Origin of the sequence: Frankia sp. AiPa1, from assembly GCF_023243075.1 — a bacterium.
Taxonomy (GTDB): domain Bacteria; phylum Actinomycetota; class Actinomycetes; order Frankiales; family Frankiaceae; genus Frankia.
The window spans coordinates 97,421-113,871 of the sequence record NZ_JALKFZ020000177.1; the positions used below are offsets into that span (position 1 = coordinate 97,421).

The 16,451-nt window shown below is 71.1% G+C and carries 15 protein-coding genes; 9 read left to right on the forward strand and 6 right to left on the reverse strand.

Going from position 1 to position 16,451, the window contains the following annotated elements; translation table 11 throughout:
• Positions 1–201: 201 nt before the first annotated feature.
• The 7 genes from MXD95_RS22700 to MXD95_RS22725 all read left to right on the forward strand — a co-directional run bounded on the left by MXD95_RS22700 (position 202) and on the right by MXD95_RS22725 (position 8,017).
• Positions 202–1,461: a branched-chain amino acid ABC transporter permease gene (locus tag MXD95_RS22700; protein WP_250642752.1), complete on the forward strand. Its 1,260-nt coding sequence runs from the start codon at positions 202–204 to the stop codon at positions 1,459–1,461.
• Positions 1,458–2,564, forward strand: a complete 1,107-nt coding sequence (locus MXD95_RS22705) for an ABC transporter ATP-binding protein (RefSeq protein ID WP_250642727.1) — start codon at positions 1,458–1,460, stop codon at positions 2,562–2,564. Before MXD95_RS22700 ends, MXD95_RS22705 begins: the two co-directional genes overlap by 4 nt.
• A complete protein-coding gene (locus MXD95_RS22710; RefSeq protein ID WP_250642728.1) occupies positions 2,564–3,283 on the forward strand; it encodes an ABC transporter ATP-binding protein in 720 nt (239 codons plus the stop codon). Before MXD95_RS22705 ends, MXD95_RS22710 begins: the two co-directional genes overlap by 1 nt.
• A gap of 205 nt (positions 3,284–3,488) precedes the next feature.
• Positions 3,489–4,466, forward strand: coding sequence for a LysR family transcriptional regulator (locus MXD95_RS22715; RefSeq protein ID WP_250642729.1), 978 nt, complete (start codon positions 3,489–3,491; stop codon positions 4,464–4,466).
• Between the two features lie 331 nt (positions 4,467–4,797).
• A complete protein-coding gene (locus MXD95_RS22720; RefSeq protein ID WP_308301555.1) occupies positions 4,798–6,306 on the forward strand; it encodes a RecQ family ATP-dependent DNA helicase in 1,509 nt (502 codons plus the stop codon).
• On the forward strand, positions 6,261–6,689 hold the full coding sequence (locus tag MXD95_RS29740) for a RecQ family zinc-binding domain-containing protein (protein WP_308301556.1): 429 nt from the start codon (positions 6,261–6,263) through the stop codon (positions 6,687–6,689). Before MXD95_RS22720 ends, MXD95_RS29740 begins: the two co-directional genes overlap by 46 nt.
• Before the next feature lie 323 nt (positions 6,690–7,012).
• Complete coding sequence (locus MXD95_RS22725; protein ID WP_308301557.1) at positions 7,013–8,017, forward strand: SDR family NAD(P)-dependent oxidoreductase; 1,005 nt, start codon at positions 7,013–7,015, stop codon at positions 8,015–8,017.
• Between the two features lie 294 nt (positions 8,018–8,311).
• Here the strand turns inward: MXD95_RS22725 and MXD95_RS22730 are convergent, their stop codons facing one another.
• Together MXD95_RS22730 and MXD95_RS22735 are read right to left on the reverse strand one after the other, a co-directional pair.
• A complete protein-coding gene (locus MXD95_RS22730) occupies positions 8,312–9,382 on the reverse strand; it encodes an LLM class flavin-dependent oxidoreductase (RefSeq protein ID WP_250642730.1) in 1,071 nt (356 codons plus the stop codon).
• Positions 9,383–9,755: 373 nt separating this feature from the next.
• Positions 9,756–10,322 (reverse strand): tetratricopeptide repeat protein, encoded by a 567-nt coding sequence (locus tag MXD95_RS22735; protein ID WP_250642731.1) that lies wholly within the window; start codon positions 10,320–10,322, stop codon positions 9,756–9,758.
• Between the two features lie 483 nt (positions 10,323–10,805).
• Here MXD95_RS22735 and MXD95_RS22740 point away from each other — a divergent pair, with 483 nt between their 5' ends.
• Together MXD95_RS22740 and MXD95_RS22745 are read left to right on the forward strand one after the other, a co-directional pair.
• Positions 10,806–11,642: a patatin-like phospholipase family protein gene (locus MXD95_RS22740; RefSeq protein WP_250642753.1), complete on the forward strand. Its 837-nt coding sequence runs from the start codon at positions 10,806–10,808 to the stop codon at positions 11,640–11,642.
• 98 nt (positions 11,643–11,740) lie between these two features.
• Entirely contained in the window at positions 11,741–12,910 is a 1,170-nt protein-coding gene (locus MXD95_RS22745) for a 1-acyl-sn-glycerol-3-phosphate acyltransferase (RefSeq protein WP_250642732.1), read from the forward strand.
• A 63-nt stretch (positions 12,911–12,973) separates the two neighbouring features.
• On the opposite strand, the gene MXD95_RS22750 is transcribed toward MXD95_RS22745, so the two are convergent.
• The 4 genes from MXD95_RS22750 to MXD95_RS22765 all read right to left on the reverse strand — a co-directional run bounded on the left by MXD95_RS22750 (position 12,974) and on the right by MXD95_RS22765 (position 16,423).
• Complete coding sequence (locus tag MXD95_RS22750; RefSeq protein WP_250642733.1) at positions 12,974–14,050, reverse strand: hypothetical protein; 1,077 nt, start codon at positions 14,048–14,050, stop codon at positions 12,974–12,976.
• Between the two features lie 75 nt (positions 14,051–14,125).
• Positions 14,126–14,611 (reverse strand): hypothetical protein, encoded by a 486-nt coding sequence (locus MXD95_RS22755; RefSeq protein WP_250642734.1) that lies wholly within the window; start codon positions 14,609–14,611, stop codon positions 14,126–14,128.
• A 409-nt stretch (positions 14,612–15,020) separates the two neighbouring features.
• On the reverse strand, positions 15,021–15,812 hold the full coding sequence (locus tag MXD95_RS22760) for a hypothetical protein (RefSeq protein ID WP_250642735.1): 792 nt from the start codon (positions 15,810–15,812) through the stop codon (positions 15,021–15,023).
• 143 nt (positions 15,813–15,955) lie between these two features.
• Positions 15,956–16,423 (reverse strand): OmpA family protein, encoded by a 468-nt coding sequence (locus tag MXD95_RS22765; RefSeq protein ID WP_250642736.1) that lies wholly within the window; start codon positions 16,421–16,423, stop codon positions 15,956–15,958.
• Positions 16,424–16,451: the final 28 nt, after the last annotated feature.

Genomic DNA, 16,451 nt, shown 5'->3' on the forward strand with positions numbered 1-16,451 from the left:
TCCCCCTCGCGCCGGGCCTCGCTAGGCTCCGGTGACGCCCCGTCGTCCGACTCTGCTACCGGTCAGGCCGGATCACCGGGTTCGGTGGGCTCGGCGGGTTCGGTGGGAGTCACGTCCGGCGGGTGGGAACCGGGGAACCGGCGGCCGCCCTGGCATCCGGCGGAGCTGTTCTCACCGGCCAGGCTGCGGCTGCTTGGCGTGATGGTGCTGGTCGGCCTGCTCGCCGCGGTCGTGACCGGCAGGACCGGGAACTCCGACAAGCCGCTGCAGGCCGCGTGGGACTCGATCGTCGACCCGCGGATCGTCCTGTTTCTCGTGCTCGCCGTGGCACTCTGGCTGGTCGTCGTGCTCGGCGGGGAGCTTCGTGCGCTGGTGACCCGGCTCGCCACGCCGGTACGGGCCCCTTTCGCCACCGCCTACGGCCGCCGAGGCGGGCCGATCGGGCTGAACCTCGTCCTGCTCGCGGTGGCGATCATCGCTCCGCTGCTGTTCTCCACCGCGGCGCAGCAGTCCATGGTCAACGACATCGGCATCTACGCGCTGCTCGCGCTCGGCCTGAACGTCGTCGTCGGCTACGCCGGCCTGCTCGACCTCGGCTACATCGCGTTCTTCGCCATCGGCGCCTACGCGACGGCCTACTTCTCCTCGCAGACCGCGATGCCCTGGCATGCGCCGTTCACCCTCAACCCCTTCTTCGTCTTCCCCATCGCGTTGATCCTCGCCGGGCTCGCCGGGGTGATCCTCGGCGCGCCGACGCTGCGGCTGCGCGGTGACTACCTCGCCATCGTGACCCTCGGCTTCGGCGAGATCATCCAGATCGTCGCCAACAACGCCGACAGCATCACCAACGGCGCCCGCGGTGCGTTCGGTGTTCCCCACCTGTCGATCCATCTGCCCGGGATCGACTACACCTGGGGCATCGAACCGCTGCCGTACTATTACCTGCTGCTCGCGATCATCGTCCTCGTGATGATTGCCTTCGGGCGGCTGGAACGCTCGCGGATCGGCCGGTCCTGGGCCGCCATCCGCGAGGACGAGATCGCCGCCGAGGCGACGGGCGTGGCGACCCTGCGGCTGAAACTGCTGGCGTTCGCGATCGGTGCCTCGGTCTCGGGGTTCGCGGGGGTGCTGTTCGCCTCCAAGCAGTTCTTCAACCCGCAGAGCTTCAGCCTGCAGGCGTCGTTCTTCGTCGTCGCCGTGGTCATCTTCGGCGGCCTGGGCTCGCGGCTCGGCGTCGTCGTCGGCGCGGTCGTCTTGCAGGGGCTCGCCTTCTACCTGCGGGACAAGGTGCAGCCCGCTGACCGCTACATCTACTTCGGGGCTGTCATCGTGGTCATGATGATCTTCCGGCCGCAGGGGCTGGTGCCCTCGCGGCGCCGCCGACGCGAGATCGAGCTCTCCGAGGCCGGCATCGGCGGGGCCGACGCGCTCGGTCCCGCACCGACCGGAGCCCGGCCATGAGCCGCGGCGGCTCCCACCGCGCCCGTCGAGCGGGCGACGCCGTCGCGCACCCATCCGACCCGCGCGGGACGGGTGCCGCTCAGACCGTGCCCGGCGCGCGCCGCCCGTCGGTCCTCGATGGTGTCGGTGGCGACCCAGGTGACCTGGTCGTCGAGGCCCGCGACCTTTCCCTACGGTTCGGTGGCGTGACCAGCCTCGACGGTGTCTCGCTGCGCCAGCGCCGCGGGGAGATCCTGGCTGTGATCGGGCCGAACGGTGCCGGCAAGACCTCGCTGTTCAACTGCCTCACCGGCGCCTACCGCCCGCAGCAGGGCTCGGTGATCTTCTGGCCGCAGCCCGGGCGGCCGGCCGAGCTCGTCGGCCGCCGTCCGCACTCCATCACCCGCCTCGGCGTCGCCCGCACCTTCCAGAACATTCGACTGTTCCCCGCTCTCTCCGCGTTGGAGAATGTGCAGATCGGCACCGAGGTGCGGCAGAAGTACGGCCCGCTGTCGGTCGTGCTCGGCCTTCCGCACGCCCGCCGGGCCGAGCGCGAGGGCGTCCACCGGGCGGTGGAGCTGCTCGACCTGGTCGGTCTGCGCCACCGCACCCACGAGCTGGCCTCCTCACTGCCCTACGGCGAGCAGCGCCGCCTGGAGATCGCCCGGGCACTGGGCACCGAACCACGTCTGCTGTTGCTCGACGAGCCGGCCGCCGGCACCAACCCGGCGGAGAAGCGCGACCTCGCCGCGCTCATCACCCGGATCGCTGACACCGGCGTGTCCGTCCTGCTCATCGAGCACGACATGGGTCTGGTGATGTCGCTTGCGACCTCGGTGGCCGTGCTCAACTTCGGCCGCATGATCGCCTACGGGCCACCGGCCGAGGTGCAGCGCGACCCGGCCGTCATCGAGGCCTACCTCGGCGCCAGCGCCGATGCCGCCACGTCCGCGGCCGGACCCGTTCCCACGAGTTCCGCCTCCGCCGGTCCGACGTCCGCCGGTCCGACGTCTGCTGGTCCAACGTCTGCTGGTCCCCTCCTGGACGATGCCGCCTTCGACGGGGACGCGCAGGGCGGGCCCGGACCAGGCAGCGGGCCCGTCGGACGGAAGGAACTGGGCTGATGCTGCTGACCCTGTCGGACGTCGAGGTCGCCTACGGTGCGGTCACCGCCCTGCGCGGCGTCAACCTGCAGGTCGACGAGGGTGAGATCGTCACCCTGCTGGGTGCGAACGGCGCCGGCAAGACCACCACCTTGCGCACCATCTCGGGCCTGCTGCGCCCGCGTTCCGGGGAGGTGCGTCTCGATGGTCGTCCGCTGTCGACGATCCCCCCGCACGACCTGGTCGCCCTGGGGGTGAGCCATGTTCCCGAGGGGCGCCGGGTTTTCCCGAGCATGAGCGTGCGCGAGAACCTCCTGATGGGTGCCTACCGTGAGCGCCGTCATGTCCGCGAGGACCTTGACCGGGTGTTCGCCCTGTTCCCGCGGTTGCAGGAGCGGATCGGCCAGGCTGGTGGCACCCTGTCCGGCGGTGAGCAGCAGATGCTCGCGATCGGCCGCGCTCTGATGAGCCGACCACGCCTGGTTCTGCTGGACGAACCGTCGATGGGCCTTGCCCCCATGGTCGTGCGGACCATCTTCGAGGTCATCGCCGAGATCAACCGGGACGGCGTCGCCGTTCTGCTCGTCGAACAGAACGCGGCCTCGGCGCTGCGGATCGCCGGGCGTGGCTACGTGCTGGAGACCGGCGAGGTCGTCCTCGCCAACACCGCGGCCGACCTGCTCGCCGACGACCGCGTCCGCCAGGCCTATCTGGGCGAGGACCTCACCCCCACGTCCTGACCGGATCTTTCGGGGATGGGGCGGGGCCGTGCTCCAGTCGCGGCCGTCGCGGGAGTCGGGGCCGAAGCGGAGCGCGGCGACGGTGAGGGTGGCCAGAAGCGCGAGGATGAGGATGGTCGTCGCGTAGCTCATGGCCCTGAGGATCTCGGCCGACAGTCATGTAGTCCATCTACATTTCTCGCGATGAACCAGTAAGCTGACCTACATGATCGACGTGCGGCGCCTGCGTCTCCTGCGTGAGCTGGACAAGCGCGGGACGATTGTGGCTACCGCCGAGGCGATGCACCTGACGCCGTCGGCGGTCAGTCAGCAGCTTGCGGTGCTCGCGCGCGAGACGGGAGTCCGGCTGCTCGACCCGGCGGGGCGGCGAGTGCGGCTCACTCCGGCGGCGCAGGTGCTGCTCGAGCACGCCGACATCCTGTTCGCCCAGATGGAGCGGGCGGAGGCGGATCTTGCCGCGTTCGACGAGGGCCGGGTCGGTTCGGTGTCCGTGGCCGCGTTCACCACGGCGATCTCCGGGATCGTCGCTCCGGCGCTGCTGGCACTGCGGGAGAGCCGGCCGCGGCTGCGGCTGTCCGTGACCGACGTGCCGGAGCCGGACTGTTTCGACCAGCTTCTCGCCGGTGACCTGGACCTCGCGATCGGCATCACCCACGCCGGGGCCCGGCCGCTGGATTCCCGCCTCCTGCAGATTCCGCTCCTGGACGATCCGCTGGACGTGGCCCTGCCAGCCGGCCATCCCTACGCGTCGGCGCGAGCGGTGCCGCTGGAGGCGTTGCGCTCGGACGAGTTCATCGCGAGCCGTCCGGGCACCGCCTGCCGCGAGGTCGCGCACGCGGCCTGTGCGGCGGCAGGTTTTGTGCCGCAAGTCCTGCACAACGCGGACGATTTCACCGCGGTGCGTGCCCTCATCGCGGCTGGCTGTGGAATCAGCCTTATGCCACGGCTCGCCCGGCTGTCGTCGACGCCCGAGGTGGTGCTGCGTCCGATCGCCGGCGTATCGCCGATACGGCCGATCTTCGCCGCCATCCGGCGTGGCTCCCAGCAGGCCCCGCACCTGTCCGCGGCCCTCGCCGCCCTCGTTGCCGCGGCCCGCTCGCCTGACCCGGTACCGACCGCAAGCCCCGTCGTTCACGGCGGGGTTAGATCGGGGTGCGCTGGGACTGGACGTACTGGCGGATGATGTCGAGTGGTGCGCCGCCGCACGACGCGGCGAAGCGCGGCGAAGTAGGACGGCGACACGACGACTACGGCCAGGTCCTGGCCGGCACGGGAGGTTTGGCGGCAACCGGGCCACTACCGGCACCTCTGTGGCACTGTCGCCACCTTTGTGGTCGGTGAGAGGTGGCATTCGGCGCTCACGGGGTACGCCCGGCGGCACAATGAACCGTCGAGATCGCTCCAGCAGACTGCTGACCACCTGGCTGCGCGGCCGGCGCCGCGTCGGCCCGAGCCCATACCGCCCGAGGGACAAGGCCGGTGCCGCCATAGATGAGGCCGCCGGCGGCTCCACAGTGAGCGGTGTCGCCGATATCGATGTCGGTGCCGATGTCGATGTCGGCACCGCTGGTGCCGAGGGTGCCGCCGCCGATGCGCAGGACGAGATCGGTGAGCTCATCCGGATGGTGGCTCGGGAGGGATTCGGCTTCTCGGAGCTGCGTGACGGGCAGCTCGATGCGATGCGGGCGGTGATCGAGGGCCGGGACACGCTGTGCGTACTGCCCACCGGCGGCGGCAAGTCGGCGGTGTACCAGATTCCGGCGCTGGTGCTGGCCGGTCCCGCGGTCGTCGTCTCACCGTTGATTGCCCTACAACGCGATCAGGTTCGCAGCCTCACCGAGCGCCTGTCGGCCCTGCTCTCCGACGTGGCGCCGACCGGGGCGGACAGACCGGTACCTGGCGGGGATGCACTGGCCAGGGAGGCGACGGCGGGGAGGGGGCCGGCCGGCGGCGTGCCGGCGGTGGCGGCGAACTCGGATGCGAGCGCTTCGGCGCGCAGGGCCGCCTTTGACGCGGTCCGGCAGGGGCAGACCGAGTTCCTCTTCCTTGCTCCCGAGCAGATTGCCCGCGAGGACGTCCGCGCGGCGTTACGTGCGGCCAAGCCGTCTCTGTTCGTCGTGGACGAGGCCCACTGCGTCGCCTCCTGGGGGCACGACTTCCGGCCGGACTACCTGCGGCTCGGCCAGATGATCGAGGACCTGGGGCATCCTCCGGTCGTGGCGCTGACCGCGACGGCCGCACCGCCGGTGCGTCGGGAGATCCGTGAGCGGCTGCGGATGCGCGACCACGTCGAGGTGGTACGCGGGTTCGACCGGCCGGAGATCTTCCTGTCGGTCTCGTCCTTCACCACCGAGGACGCCAAACGCGCGAGCCTGGTGGAACGGATCGCCGCCGAGGCCAAACCGGCGTTGGTCTATGCGGCGACCCGACGGGCCACCGAGGAGTTGGCCGCGGAAATCGCCGAACTCGGCCTTTCGGCTCGCGCCTATCATGCCGGTCTGCGCGCGGCGCAACGCCGGGAGATCGAGGCGGCGTACACCGCGGACCAGTGCGACGTGATCGTCGCCACCACCGCGTTCGGTATGGGAATCGACAAACCAAACGTCCGCACGGTCATTCATGCTGAGGTCGCCGACTCGCTCGATTCCTACTACCAGGAGATCGGGCCGGCCGGGACGGGCAGCCGGCGCTCGCCTGCCTGTTCTACCGGCCGCAGGACCTCGGGCTGCGCCGTTTCCAGGCCAGCGCCGCGGTGGACGAGACGTCGTTGCGGCGCATCGCGGTTCTGCTCGGGCACGCCGACGGGCCGGTCACGCCGCGCGAACTGGCGCAGGCGGCGCAGCTGCGTGACTCCGCGCTCGCCCGGCTGGTCGACCTGCTCGTGGATGCCGAAGCCGTGCTCATCCACGAGGACGGACGCATTGTCGCCCACCCTGACGCTCCCGAGCCGCGGGAGGCGGCCCGGCAGGGACTGGCGGTGGGCGAGGCCCGCGCCGACATCGACCGTTCCCGGGTCGAGATGATGCGTGCCTACGCCGAGACCCGGGGCTGCCGCCGTGTGTTCCTGCTCGCCTATTTCGGCGAACCGGCCGCCGAGGGCGGCTCCTGCGGCAACTGTGACACCTGCCTTGCCCGTCATGCCGAGGCCCGTCGCCTCGAGGAGCGTGCTGCCGAGCCCGGGGCGACCCCGGCCGAGCCGGGGCCCGGGTCCCCGGGGCCCGGCTCCGTGCCCGCGGCGCGGAAAGTGCCGTTTCCGGCTGGATGCGGGGTACGGCACGTTGCCTGGGGTACTGGCCAGGTGGTGCGGGTGGAGGGTGACCAGATCACCGTCCTGTTCGACGGTGCCGGTTACCGCACCTTATCGGTGACCGCGGTCCGGGAACGATCTCTCCTGGACCGAACATGAACAGCGAAAATGGCACTGATGGGCTGCGACTCTTTGGCTACATCCTGCGTGCAGCCACCATCGGGCCCGCACCTTAAGGTATCACCTGACCAACATTCAGTACCCGTTCTACCGGAAGCTTCCTCATGCTTGTTGCTTCCGGACATTGTCGCGGACCGTGCGCTGGACCGATGCGACGACGCGCCGAGACGCGAGACGCCGAGACGTCGACGGGCCGACGGGCCGACAGGCCGACGGCCGTGGTATCGATGCGTCGCGCGTTGACCTGGCGAAGCGCTGGTGCGTCGAAGCATGGTCACGCGTGTGGCCAAGCAGGGAGGACCATGGCCGCGAAAGCGGAGCTGCAGATGAGTACCGCCCTGGTCACCGGGGCGTCGTCGGGAATCGGGGCTGCCTTCGCCGAGGCGTACGCGGCGCGCGGGGCGCGTCTCGTCCTCGTGGCGCCAGGCGAGCCCCGGCTGCGAGAGGTCGCGGACCGGCTGCGCGGGGACTACGGCGTCGACGTGCACACCGTCGCCGTCGACCTGGCCGAGGAAAGCGGTCCGGACACGCTGGCGAAAGCCGTCGCCGACATCGGCCTGGATATCGACATCCTGGTCAACAACGCCGGGTTCGGGAGCCGGGGGCCGTATCACGAGACCTCCGCGGACCGGGACCACCGGCAGGTCATGCTGAATGTGGTCGCGGTGGAACGCATCACCCACCTGTTCCTGCCCACCATGGTCGCGCGGGGCGGCGGAACCATCATCAACACGTCGTCGACCTCGGGGTTCCAGGCCGTCCCGTACATGGCTGTGTATGGCGGGTCCAAGGCGTTCGTCCTGCACTTCACGATCGCGTTGTGGGCGGAGTACCGCCGGCACGGCGTGCGGGTCCTGGCTGTGTGCCCCGGCCCGACGGACACGGGCTTCTTCGCGGTACTTGGCTCGCGGATGTCCGCCGGCGGGCGTCTGCGCACCACGGATGAGGTGGTCGCCTCCGCCTTCCGTGCCCTGGAACGGGGCCAGGCCTACGTGATTGACGGGCGGCTCAACTACCTGACGTCCAACGCGTCCCGGCTGCTGCCACGCGGGCTGGTCGCTCAGATCACCGAACGGGTGCTGCGCCGCGGTTCGATGGTGATGCTCCAGCCCACGAACCGACGCGGGCGCCGCTGGAACGTCGCTCGGCTGAGCCCTTTTGGCAGCTCCGCCAGCTCCGACGGTTCCCGGCGGCCGACCGGCGTCGGTTCGGATGCCGCGCTCGGCCGGTTTGTCGTGCCTGACCAGCAGGTCCGGTCCGGCCAGCAGACCGGGGACGCGAGGGCCGTCGAGTCCGGGCGGCAGTGAGCCGGCTGACCGCCAGCTCGGCCCGCCCCGGCCGCGACACCACCCGCCACCACTGAGGGTGACGTCGGCCTCGGACCGTACTCGCCACCGAGTAGTCCGCCTTCCCGGACGGCGCCACCACCGTGGTGACGCCGTCCGGGAAGGCGTCGCCGCTGGCGAGCGGCCGCCGTCCGGGGAGGGGCCGCAGTCCGGGGAGGGGCCGCCGTCCAGGGAGAGGCCGTCGTGAGTGAGCGGCCGTCGTCCGACAGGGCGCGTCGTCTGATGAGGCGCCGCCGTCCAGTGAGATGATCTCGTCTAGCGAGGTGCTGTTGCCGGGATGGGGGTCGGCGGGGGGCCGTCCGCGGTCGGGGTCAGGCCGCTGATCTCGGCGACCAGTTCGAGGCAGCGGATCCGGTCGGCCGGATTCTGCGTGTTCGTCGTTACCATGATCTCGTCCGCGTGGGTGGCGTCGAGGAGAGCGTCAAGGCCGGCGCGGACCGTCAGCGGGGAGCCGACGATGTGCGAGCCGGTGATGTTGTCCGCCGCCGCTCGCTCCTGTGGCGTCCACGGGTAGGCCGCGGCCTCCTCGGGTGACGGGAATGTCCCGGGCCGCCCGCCGCGCAGGCGCAGCATCGCCAGGCGTGAGGGCCCGTGCAGCCACTCGGCCCGTTCGTCGTCGTCCGCGCAGATCACCGCGGCGGCGACGATCGCGTACGGGCGCTCGCGCCCCGGCGCCGGCCGGAACGACCGGCGGTACAGCTCCAGCGCCGGGATGGTGTTCGCCGGGCTGAAATGGTGGGCGAAGGCGAACGGGAGGCTGAGCATCCCGGCGACCTGGGCGCTGTAGCCGCTGGATCCCAGCAACCAGATGGGCGGCACCGGAGCCTGCGGAACGGCCTGCACCCCGTGCATCGGATGATCTGCCGGGAATTCGCCGCCGGCGAGAAAGGTCGTGAGTTCCGAGAGTTGCTGCGGGAAGTCGTCCACAGCGAGCGTCCCCGCCGTGCGCCGCAGCGCCCGGGCGGTCGCCGGGTCGGTCCCCGGAGCCCGGCCGATACCCAGATCGATGCGACCCGGGAAGAGCGTGCCGAGCGTGCCGAACTGCTCGGCGACAGCGAGCGGCGCGTGGTTGGGCAGCATCACCCCGCCCGAGCCCACCCTTATCGTGCTGGTCGCCGCGGCGATCTGACCGATCAGAACCGCCGTCGCCGAACTCGCGATACCCGGCATTCCATGATGTTCGGCCAGCCAGTATCTGGAGTAGCCGAGCTGCTCCGCTCGGCGAGCAAGGCTCAGCGACCCCCGCATCGCCTCGCTGGCCGGCACGCCGCCACCGACGGGCACCACGTCCAGAACGGACAGGGGAACATGTTGTGTCGAACTCACGCCTGAGGGCAACACCGACCACCGGTCCCCTCTTCCCGTCCGCGCCGCGCGTCCACCCGTTGGGGTCGGCGGGCCCGCCTGCCCTTGCACCCATCAGGCACACCGGAGGACTCCCGCAGCCAAAAGTCACTCTCCGCGACCTTCTCGCTGAGGTGAAGATCCAAACAGGTCGTTGTGGGGGATTCGTGTCCTGTTTTGTCCCCCCACGGCGACCTACGTAGGCGGATCTTGCGCGGCGGCCGACGCCGAGGTGTAGCGATCACGGAGTGCGGGCTGGTCATGTTTGCCGGCTGGCGAGGTCTGGATGGATGCCATCCCGCCGATGTCCGGGTGGTTGCCAGCTTGGCGACCGTTCTGCCGGGTGCTGTCGCGATCAGTCGACGGCGACGGAGTTGAGGTACGCCTCGGCGACGGCGTCGAGGTCGTCGGCGGGATGGCCGAGGGAATGCCGGACCCGGCGACGGCCGACGAGCAGCAGGTCGAGCATGAACTCGGGGACGGGAGCCGCCTCGCACCGGTGGTAGCCCATGGTGAACCAGGTGTGGGCGTCCGTGCGCAGGTCGGCCTGTTCGAGGGACTCGGCGACAGCCTCGTAGAGGGCGGGATCGTCCGAGCGGGTGGCCTTCAGCGTGGCACGCAGCGTGCTCGCCTCGTCGGTCTGGCCGGCGCGCAGCAGGGCGTCGTGCAGCCAGGCCCGCGCGTCAGGTGAGCAGGGGCTGCCGTCGGCAACGGCGGCACGGTAGCAGCGGATGGCCTCGGGCCAGTCCTGGGCGATGCCGTACTGGCTGCCCGCGTCCACGAGCAGGGACGCCCGGTTGGTCGGGTCGTCGTGCTCGCCGGTCCGTTCGGCGAGGGCCTCGAGTCTGGCCGCGGCGCCGCGGTGGTCGCCGTCACCAGCGGCGCGATACACGATCTCGTCCACGTCGTCGTCGGTAATCATGAGTGCCATTCTGGCCGCCACACGCAACGCTGGGCTGGTCGGCCCGTGCTGATCCAGTGGTACGCGTCAACACGGTGAAAGTGGGAAGAAGTCGATCGATCGCGGGTGGCGGCGGGCATCCAGGTCGGCCGACGGGCGAGGGGCGGCCGGTGGTCGTGATGGTGATGGTGATGGTGGCGGGGCTGGCAGTCGCGTCGGCCGTGGCAGTGCCGTGGCCGTGGCCGTGGCCGTGGCAGTGCAGTGGCAGTGCAGTGGCAGGGCGGCAGTGGCAGGGCGACGGGGCGGCAGTGGCAGGAGGTATGGATGGCGGACGAGGAGGAGCTCCCGGGATCTGGATCTGGATCGGGATCGGGACCGGGACCGGGACCGGGATCCGGACCGGGCCCGGTCGCAGGTGGCCTCGATACGGGGGGCCGGGGCCGGGGAAGAAGTCCGGACGGCGCCGTGGGTCGGCGCCGGGGCTTGGCCGTCGGCGGCCCGGCGGTGGCCTTCGTGCTGGGCGGGGGTGGGGTGCTCGGCGCGAGTGAGGTCGGGATGCTGGCTGCGCTGCTGGACGCCGGCATCCTGCCCGATCTGGTCGTCGGGACATCCGTCGGGGCGATCAACGGGGCGGCGGTGGCGGCCGAGCCGTCCGCGACCACGATCGGCCAGTTGACCGACCTGTGGTCGAGTCTGAGCGTCTCGGACGTGTTCGCGGGCGGGCCGGCGAAACGGGTCGCGACCGTGATGCGGCACGGGCACCTGCATTCCAATGCCCCGCTGCGGGCGCTGCTGCACAGCCACCTGCCCGACACGCCGATCGAGGATCTTCCGGTGCGCTTCCAGTGCGTGGCGGCGAGCATCGAGCGGGCCGCGGCGCACTGGTTCGACCGGGGGCCGTTGACCGAGGCGGTGCTGGCATCGTGCGCGGTCCCGGCTCTGCTGCCGCCGGTGCACATCGGCGACGAGCATTTCATCGATGGCGGGATCGTCGATTCGAATCCGGTGGGACGGGCCGTGGAGCTGGGCGCGCGCACCGTGTACGTCCTGCATGTGGGGCGGATCGAGCGGCCGCTGCGACCGCCGCGCTGGCCGTGGGAGGCGGGGCTGGTCGCATTCGAGATCGCCCGGCGGCGCGGATTCACCGAGGCGATGGCCCACCTGCCCACCGGCGTCGCCGTGCATGTGCTGCCGGTCGGCGACGAGCGCGGTGCCCCCCTGGTTCCGCTGCGGTACCGCTCGACGAGTGGGCTGGTCCGGCGCATCCAGCGGGCACAGCTCGCCACCGCCGCCTACCTGGACGCCGCCGACGGCCGAGCACACGCGGTCGACGTCGGCTGACGACATGGCACCGGCTCTCGATGCTGTGGTGGCTGACGCGTGACGCGTGACGTGTGACGCGTGACGTGTGACGCAAGGGCAGGGGAGAGGAGGGTGCCATGGTGGTTCCACCGTGGGCGGTGCGCCGGTTCGTGATCGACCCGGTGTTCGTGCCGGTCGCGGCGGTGGGGTCGGTGCTGGCGGTCGGGGCCGCCGGGCTCGGGCTGCTGGTGGCGCCGGTGCTGGACCGTCGCCTGCGGCTCACCCGGGCCGCGCTGATGGTGGCGCTGTACCTGGCTGCCCAGACGTGTGTCATCGTCATCGCCTTCGCGCTCTGGCTGGTCCGGCCGGTGCTCGGCCGACATCGGTACGAGCGTGCGCACCTGACCGTGCTGCGCGGCGCGCTCGCCGTTCTCGTCGGTGCGGCTCACCGGCTGGTCCGCCTTGAGCTTGACATCCTGGAACCACCACGGGGACCGGTGCCGGACGGGTCGCCGCCGGTACTGGTCCTCAGCCGGCATGCCGGGCCCGGGGACTCGTTCGTCCTGGTCCACCTGCTGCTGAGCCGCTACCGGTTGGTGCCGAGGGTGGTGCTGGTGCATACCCTGCGGCTCGACCCGGCGATCGACATCCTGCTCAGCCGGCTCGGCGCCTGCTTCCTGCGCAACGACGGGTCGCAGGACGACGCCGCCGAGCGCATCGGCGCACTTGCCGGACGCCTCGGCACCGCGGAGGCCCTGGTGATCTTCCCGGAGGGGGCGAACTTCACCCCGGGCCGCCGCCGGCGCCTGATCGCTCGGCTGCGTGCCCGTGGACAGTGGGAACGCGCGGCGGTCGCCGAGGACTTCGACGCGGTGCTGCCGCCCCGGCCTGCCGGTGTGCTCGCGGCTCTCACGGCCGGCACGATCGCCGCGACGATGATCGTCGCTCACGTCGGCCTGGACGAGCTGGCTGCCCCGGCCGACGTCTGGCGGGCGATCCCGTTCCGTGCGCCGCTGGCGCTGCGGTGGTGGTGGGTGCCCGCGGCGGAGATCCCGGAGTCCGCGACGGCCCGAACGGCGTGGCTGACGATGCACTGGGCGGTGGTGAACGCCTGGATCAGCGCTCGCCGCGCCGCCGTCGCCAGCCCCGCGGATCCGGCTACCCCCGCGCCGTCCCCACCCACCGCCTCGACGTCACTTTCGGTGCCTGTCGGACCGGGTGGGCATCCTGAACAGGGGGATGGCGAACTGATGGACGGTGCGGAGCGGACTGTCGGTGGTCCCTCGATGGGGACGGAACGGATATAACTCGCGCCTGGCCGAGTCTGGCCTGGGCACGAGGCCGGCGGACGGTCGGACGGGGGCGGACGGTCAGGAGCGGCGGGCCATCTTGATGGTCTTCTCGAGCTCGGTGCGGTCGACCTCGGCGACGCGGCCGTTGGTCGGCACGGTGGGGATGTGGCCGCCGCCGAGCACGAGGTCGGTGGTGTGGCGCAGGCCCATGTCCTTCTGCTCGACGTCGAGGATCGCCTCCTCGACCCGGTAGAGCTTCTCGATCTTGGCGACCTTGGCCTCGATCTGGGCGGCGACGATGCGCAGCCGCCGCTCGGCCTTGGCCAGCCGGCGCTCGAGCCGGCGGTCGACCAGGTTCGGCATCGGCTCGTCCCGCTCGGTCGGGTCGTGCAGATAGAGCTCGACCGCGACGGCGACCAGCGGGATCAGCGCCTGGAAGAGAATCACCGCACCGCCGGTGGTCGTCCCGGCCGTGCCCTGGCTGCGCACGAGGACCCCGGCGATCGACAGCAGCAGGAAGATGGTGGTCGTCAGGCTCAGCGCGAGCGCGGACGAGCGGGACTCGACGAGCTGCTCGCGGACATCCGGGTCCATCTTGAGCCGGCCGGCGTCGGCGTCGGCGAGCATCTCCTTCTGCGCGCGGGCGAGGATCGAGGCCTTGATGCCGTGCGCCAGGGCCACTCCGGCGATGAACACGGCGACGCCGAGCAGGCCACCGAGCCACCATTCGGGCCCGTAGCCGCCGACGTCGGCGAGCACCGCGTAGGACTGGGCGAACACGTAGAAGTCGAGAGCGGCGAGCACCGCGAGGACGACCTTGCGGGCTGGCTCGGCCAGCGCCATCTGCGGGATGCGTTCCTGCACCCCGACGCTGCGCCACAGCCGGCCCTGCTCGACCTTGTTCTTGATCAGCTCGCTGCGCCGCTCGCGGCGTTCGGCCCGTGAGTCGATCTCCATCCGCAGTTCGGCGATCAGTTCCTCGAGGGTCCGGCCGTCGGCGCGCACGGCGGCCCGGACCCCTTGGACCTCCGCGTCCTCGAGGGTTTTGAGGACCTTGGGCCGGGTCTCGGCGCCCGCGAGCGCGACGTCGGCGTCCCCCACCTGGCGGATGAGCTGCTTGGCCAGACGTCCTGGCGCGTTACCCCTGCGCAGCACGGTTTCAGGCTCCTGTTTGCGAGGTCGGCGGGCGTCGGTCAGTGGCGACGGGCCGTCGCTTGGTGGGAGTGGACATCAGTCGATGGGGCGGGCGAAGGTGCCGCCGACGAAGCAGAGCATCGCGCAGACGATGCCCAGCACCGAGGCGACCATGGCCTCCTTGGCGCCCTGCTGCTCGTCGCCGGAGAAGGCCATGGTCAGCATCAGGGTGCCGACGCCGACGACCGCGCCCACCACCCCGAGCAGGAACCGGCGCTGGATCGTCTCCCGCGGCGGAAGCTGGGACAGCGCGTCGATCGGGGCGATCCGACCGGCGCGGGCCTGGTTGCCGACCCGACGGCGGATGTCGCGCAGCCGGAACGTGTTCCCGGCGATGAAGAAACTCACCGCCGTCACGATCATCGATCCCGTCACCGACACCCGGGCGAACGGCGATGACAGCGTGAGCCATACCCACGCCTCCAGCACCGCCAGCAGGCCCAGGCAGGTGAAGATGACCACCGTCGAGCGCATGAGCGCTGGGCTGAAGTGCCGGTCCTCCGGTTCGTGCAGGATGCCCATCGGTAGCCTCCTCGGCTTGGGTCCCACGGGAGCCGTCACGGAAGCCGGCGGTGGGGGTGTTGCGGGTGAAACGAACCTGACGGCCGGAACGGACATCGTGGTCGCGGCGGTCGGTCGTGCGATCGGCCGCGCCGTTCTGGCCCGTCTGAGCCGCCTGCCGGATCTCGGCGGGACCGGCAGTGCGCCGGAGCGCGGCGGCAGCGCCGGCCTGCCGGACGTCAACGACCCACCGGACGTGGACGTCGAGTCGGGCCCTGACGACCTGGCTGGCGTTGACGACCCGGTTGGCGTTGACGATTCGGTTGGCGCTGACGATTCGGCTTGCGTTGACGATTCGGCTTGCGCGGACGACGCCAGCGGCGCGGATGACGCCAGCGGCGCGGATGACGCGGACGCGGGGGGCAGCGGGCTAGTCACAGTCACTGCTGATCCGCCGGCACAACTCACCCTTGAGGTAACGGGCGAGCTCCTGCTGGGGACGCTCCGCGGTGCCCTCGTTGACACCGAGGAAGCGGACCTTGTCCGCGCCGACCGAGGTGATCTGTCCGGTCTCGAAGCAGCGTTTCACCACGGCCTCGGCGATGGTGACGGACGCTGTCTTGCCATCGACGTCCAGGCAGTCGGTCGGCTCACCGGTGCCCAGCAGGTCGGTCCAGACCAGCGTCGTCACGTCCGTGACCTTGGCCCCGGGAGTGGCGCGCACCGTGGAGACCTCGTCGTTGATGCCGGCAAGCAGGCCGGTGGCGCTGCCGGTCGGGCTGACCTGCTCGGACTGGACGACATGATTGATCTCGGTGCCGAGGGCCTTCGACGCGGCGGCGCGGTCCTTCTCCTCCCGGCGGCTGTTGTTCCGCTTGATCCGGAACACCTTGTCGCCGTGGAAGCAGTCGGAGTAGATCATCGAGGCGCCGCCGCTGGCGACGAGCCGGATGTAGGAGCCGTTCTTCAGCGCCGTGTCCAGGTAGGGCTGGACCCGGGTCGCCACCCTCTGCGCGGTCGCCACCGAATTGTCGGTCACGTCCAGCAGCACGAGCAGAAGCGGCGCGCCGTCCTTGGGGGTGGACTCCTGGTACTGCCCGCAGTCGAGCGGCCCAGAGGCCTTGGCGGTGCCGAGCAGTCCACCCGGATCGCAGGCGGACAGCGCCGGCACGGCGAGCATCGACATCGCGACCAGGGACGCGAGCCGAGCCCGGCGACCCATCCGAGCGGTGCCCCGGGGATGAGAGGTGCCCCGCGGGCGAGAGGAGCCCCGGGGATGAGAGGTGCCCCGCGGGTGCGAGACGCCCCGCAGGTCAGCGGGGCCCCGGGGGCGGGAAAAGCCCCAGCGGCGGGAAAGGCGGTGCGTCATCGAAGCACGATCTCCACTCGGCGTCGGCTCGCGTCGGGGACGCCGTCCCGCGCGCCCTGCTCGCCCCGGCCCTCGACGTCCAGCACGGAGCTGGGGATGTTCTGCGTGGCCAGCCACGCCTCGACCGCCTTGGCGCGGTCGAGGGACAGCTTCTGGTTGTCCTCGGTGGTACCGACCCCGTCGCTGTAACCGATCACCGAGATCCGGCCGGGATGCTCGCGGACCGCTGGCAGGATCTGATCGAGCGCGGTCATCGCCTCCGGTAGCAGCGTGCTGCTGTTCGAGTCGAACAGGTAGTCGGAGCTGACCGTCGTCACCTGGCTGCCGTCCGGCTGGGTGACGAACTTGCTCAGCGGCGGCAGCGGGTCGGCCGTTACCCGCGGTGCCGTCCGGGCCGCGTGCGGCGCCGCGGTGAACGAGCCTCCGGCACTGCCTGAAGCACACCCGGCGGCGGTGAGTCCCACCGTCAGCGCGAGCGCGATGCTCGCGCAC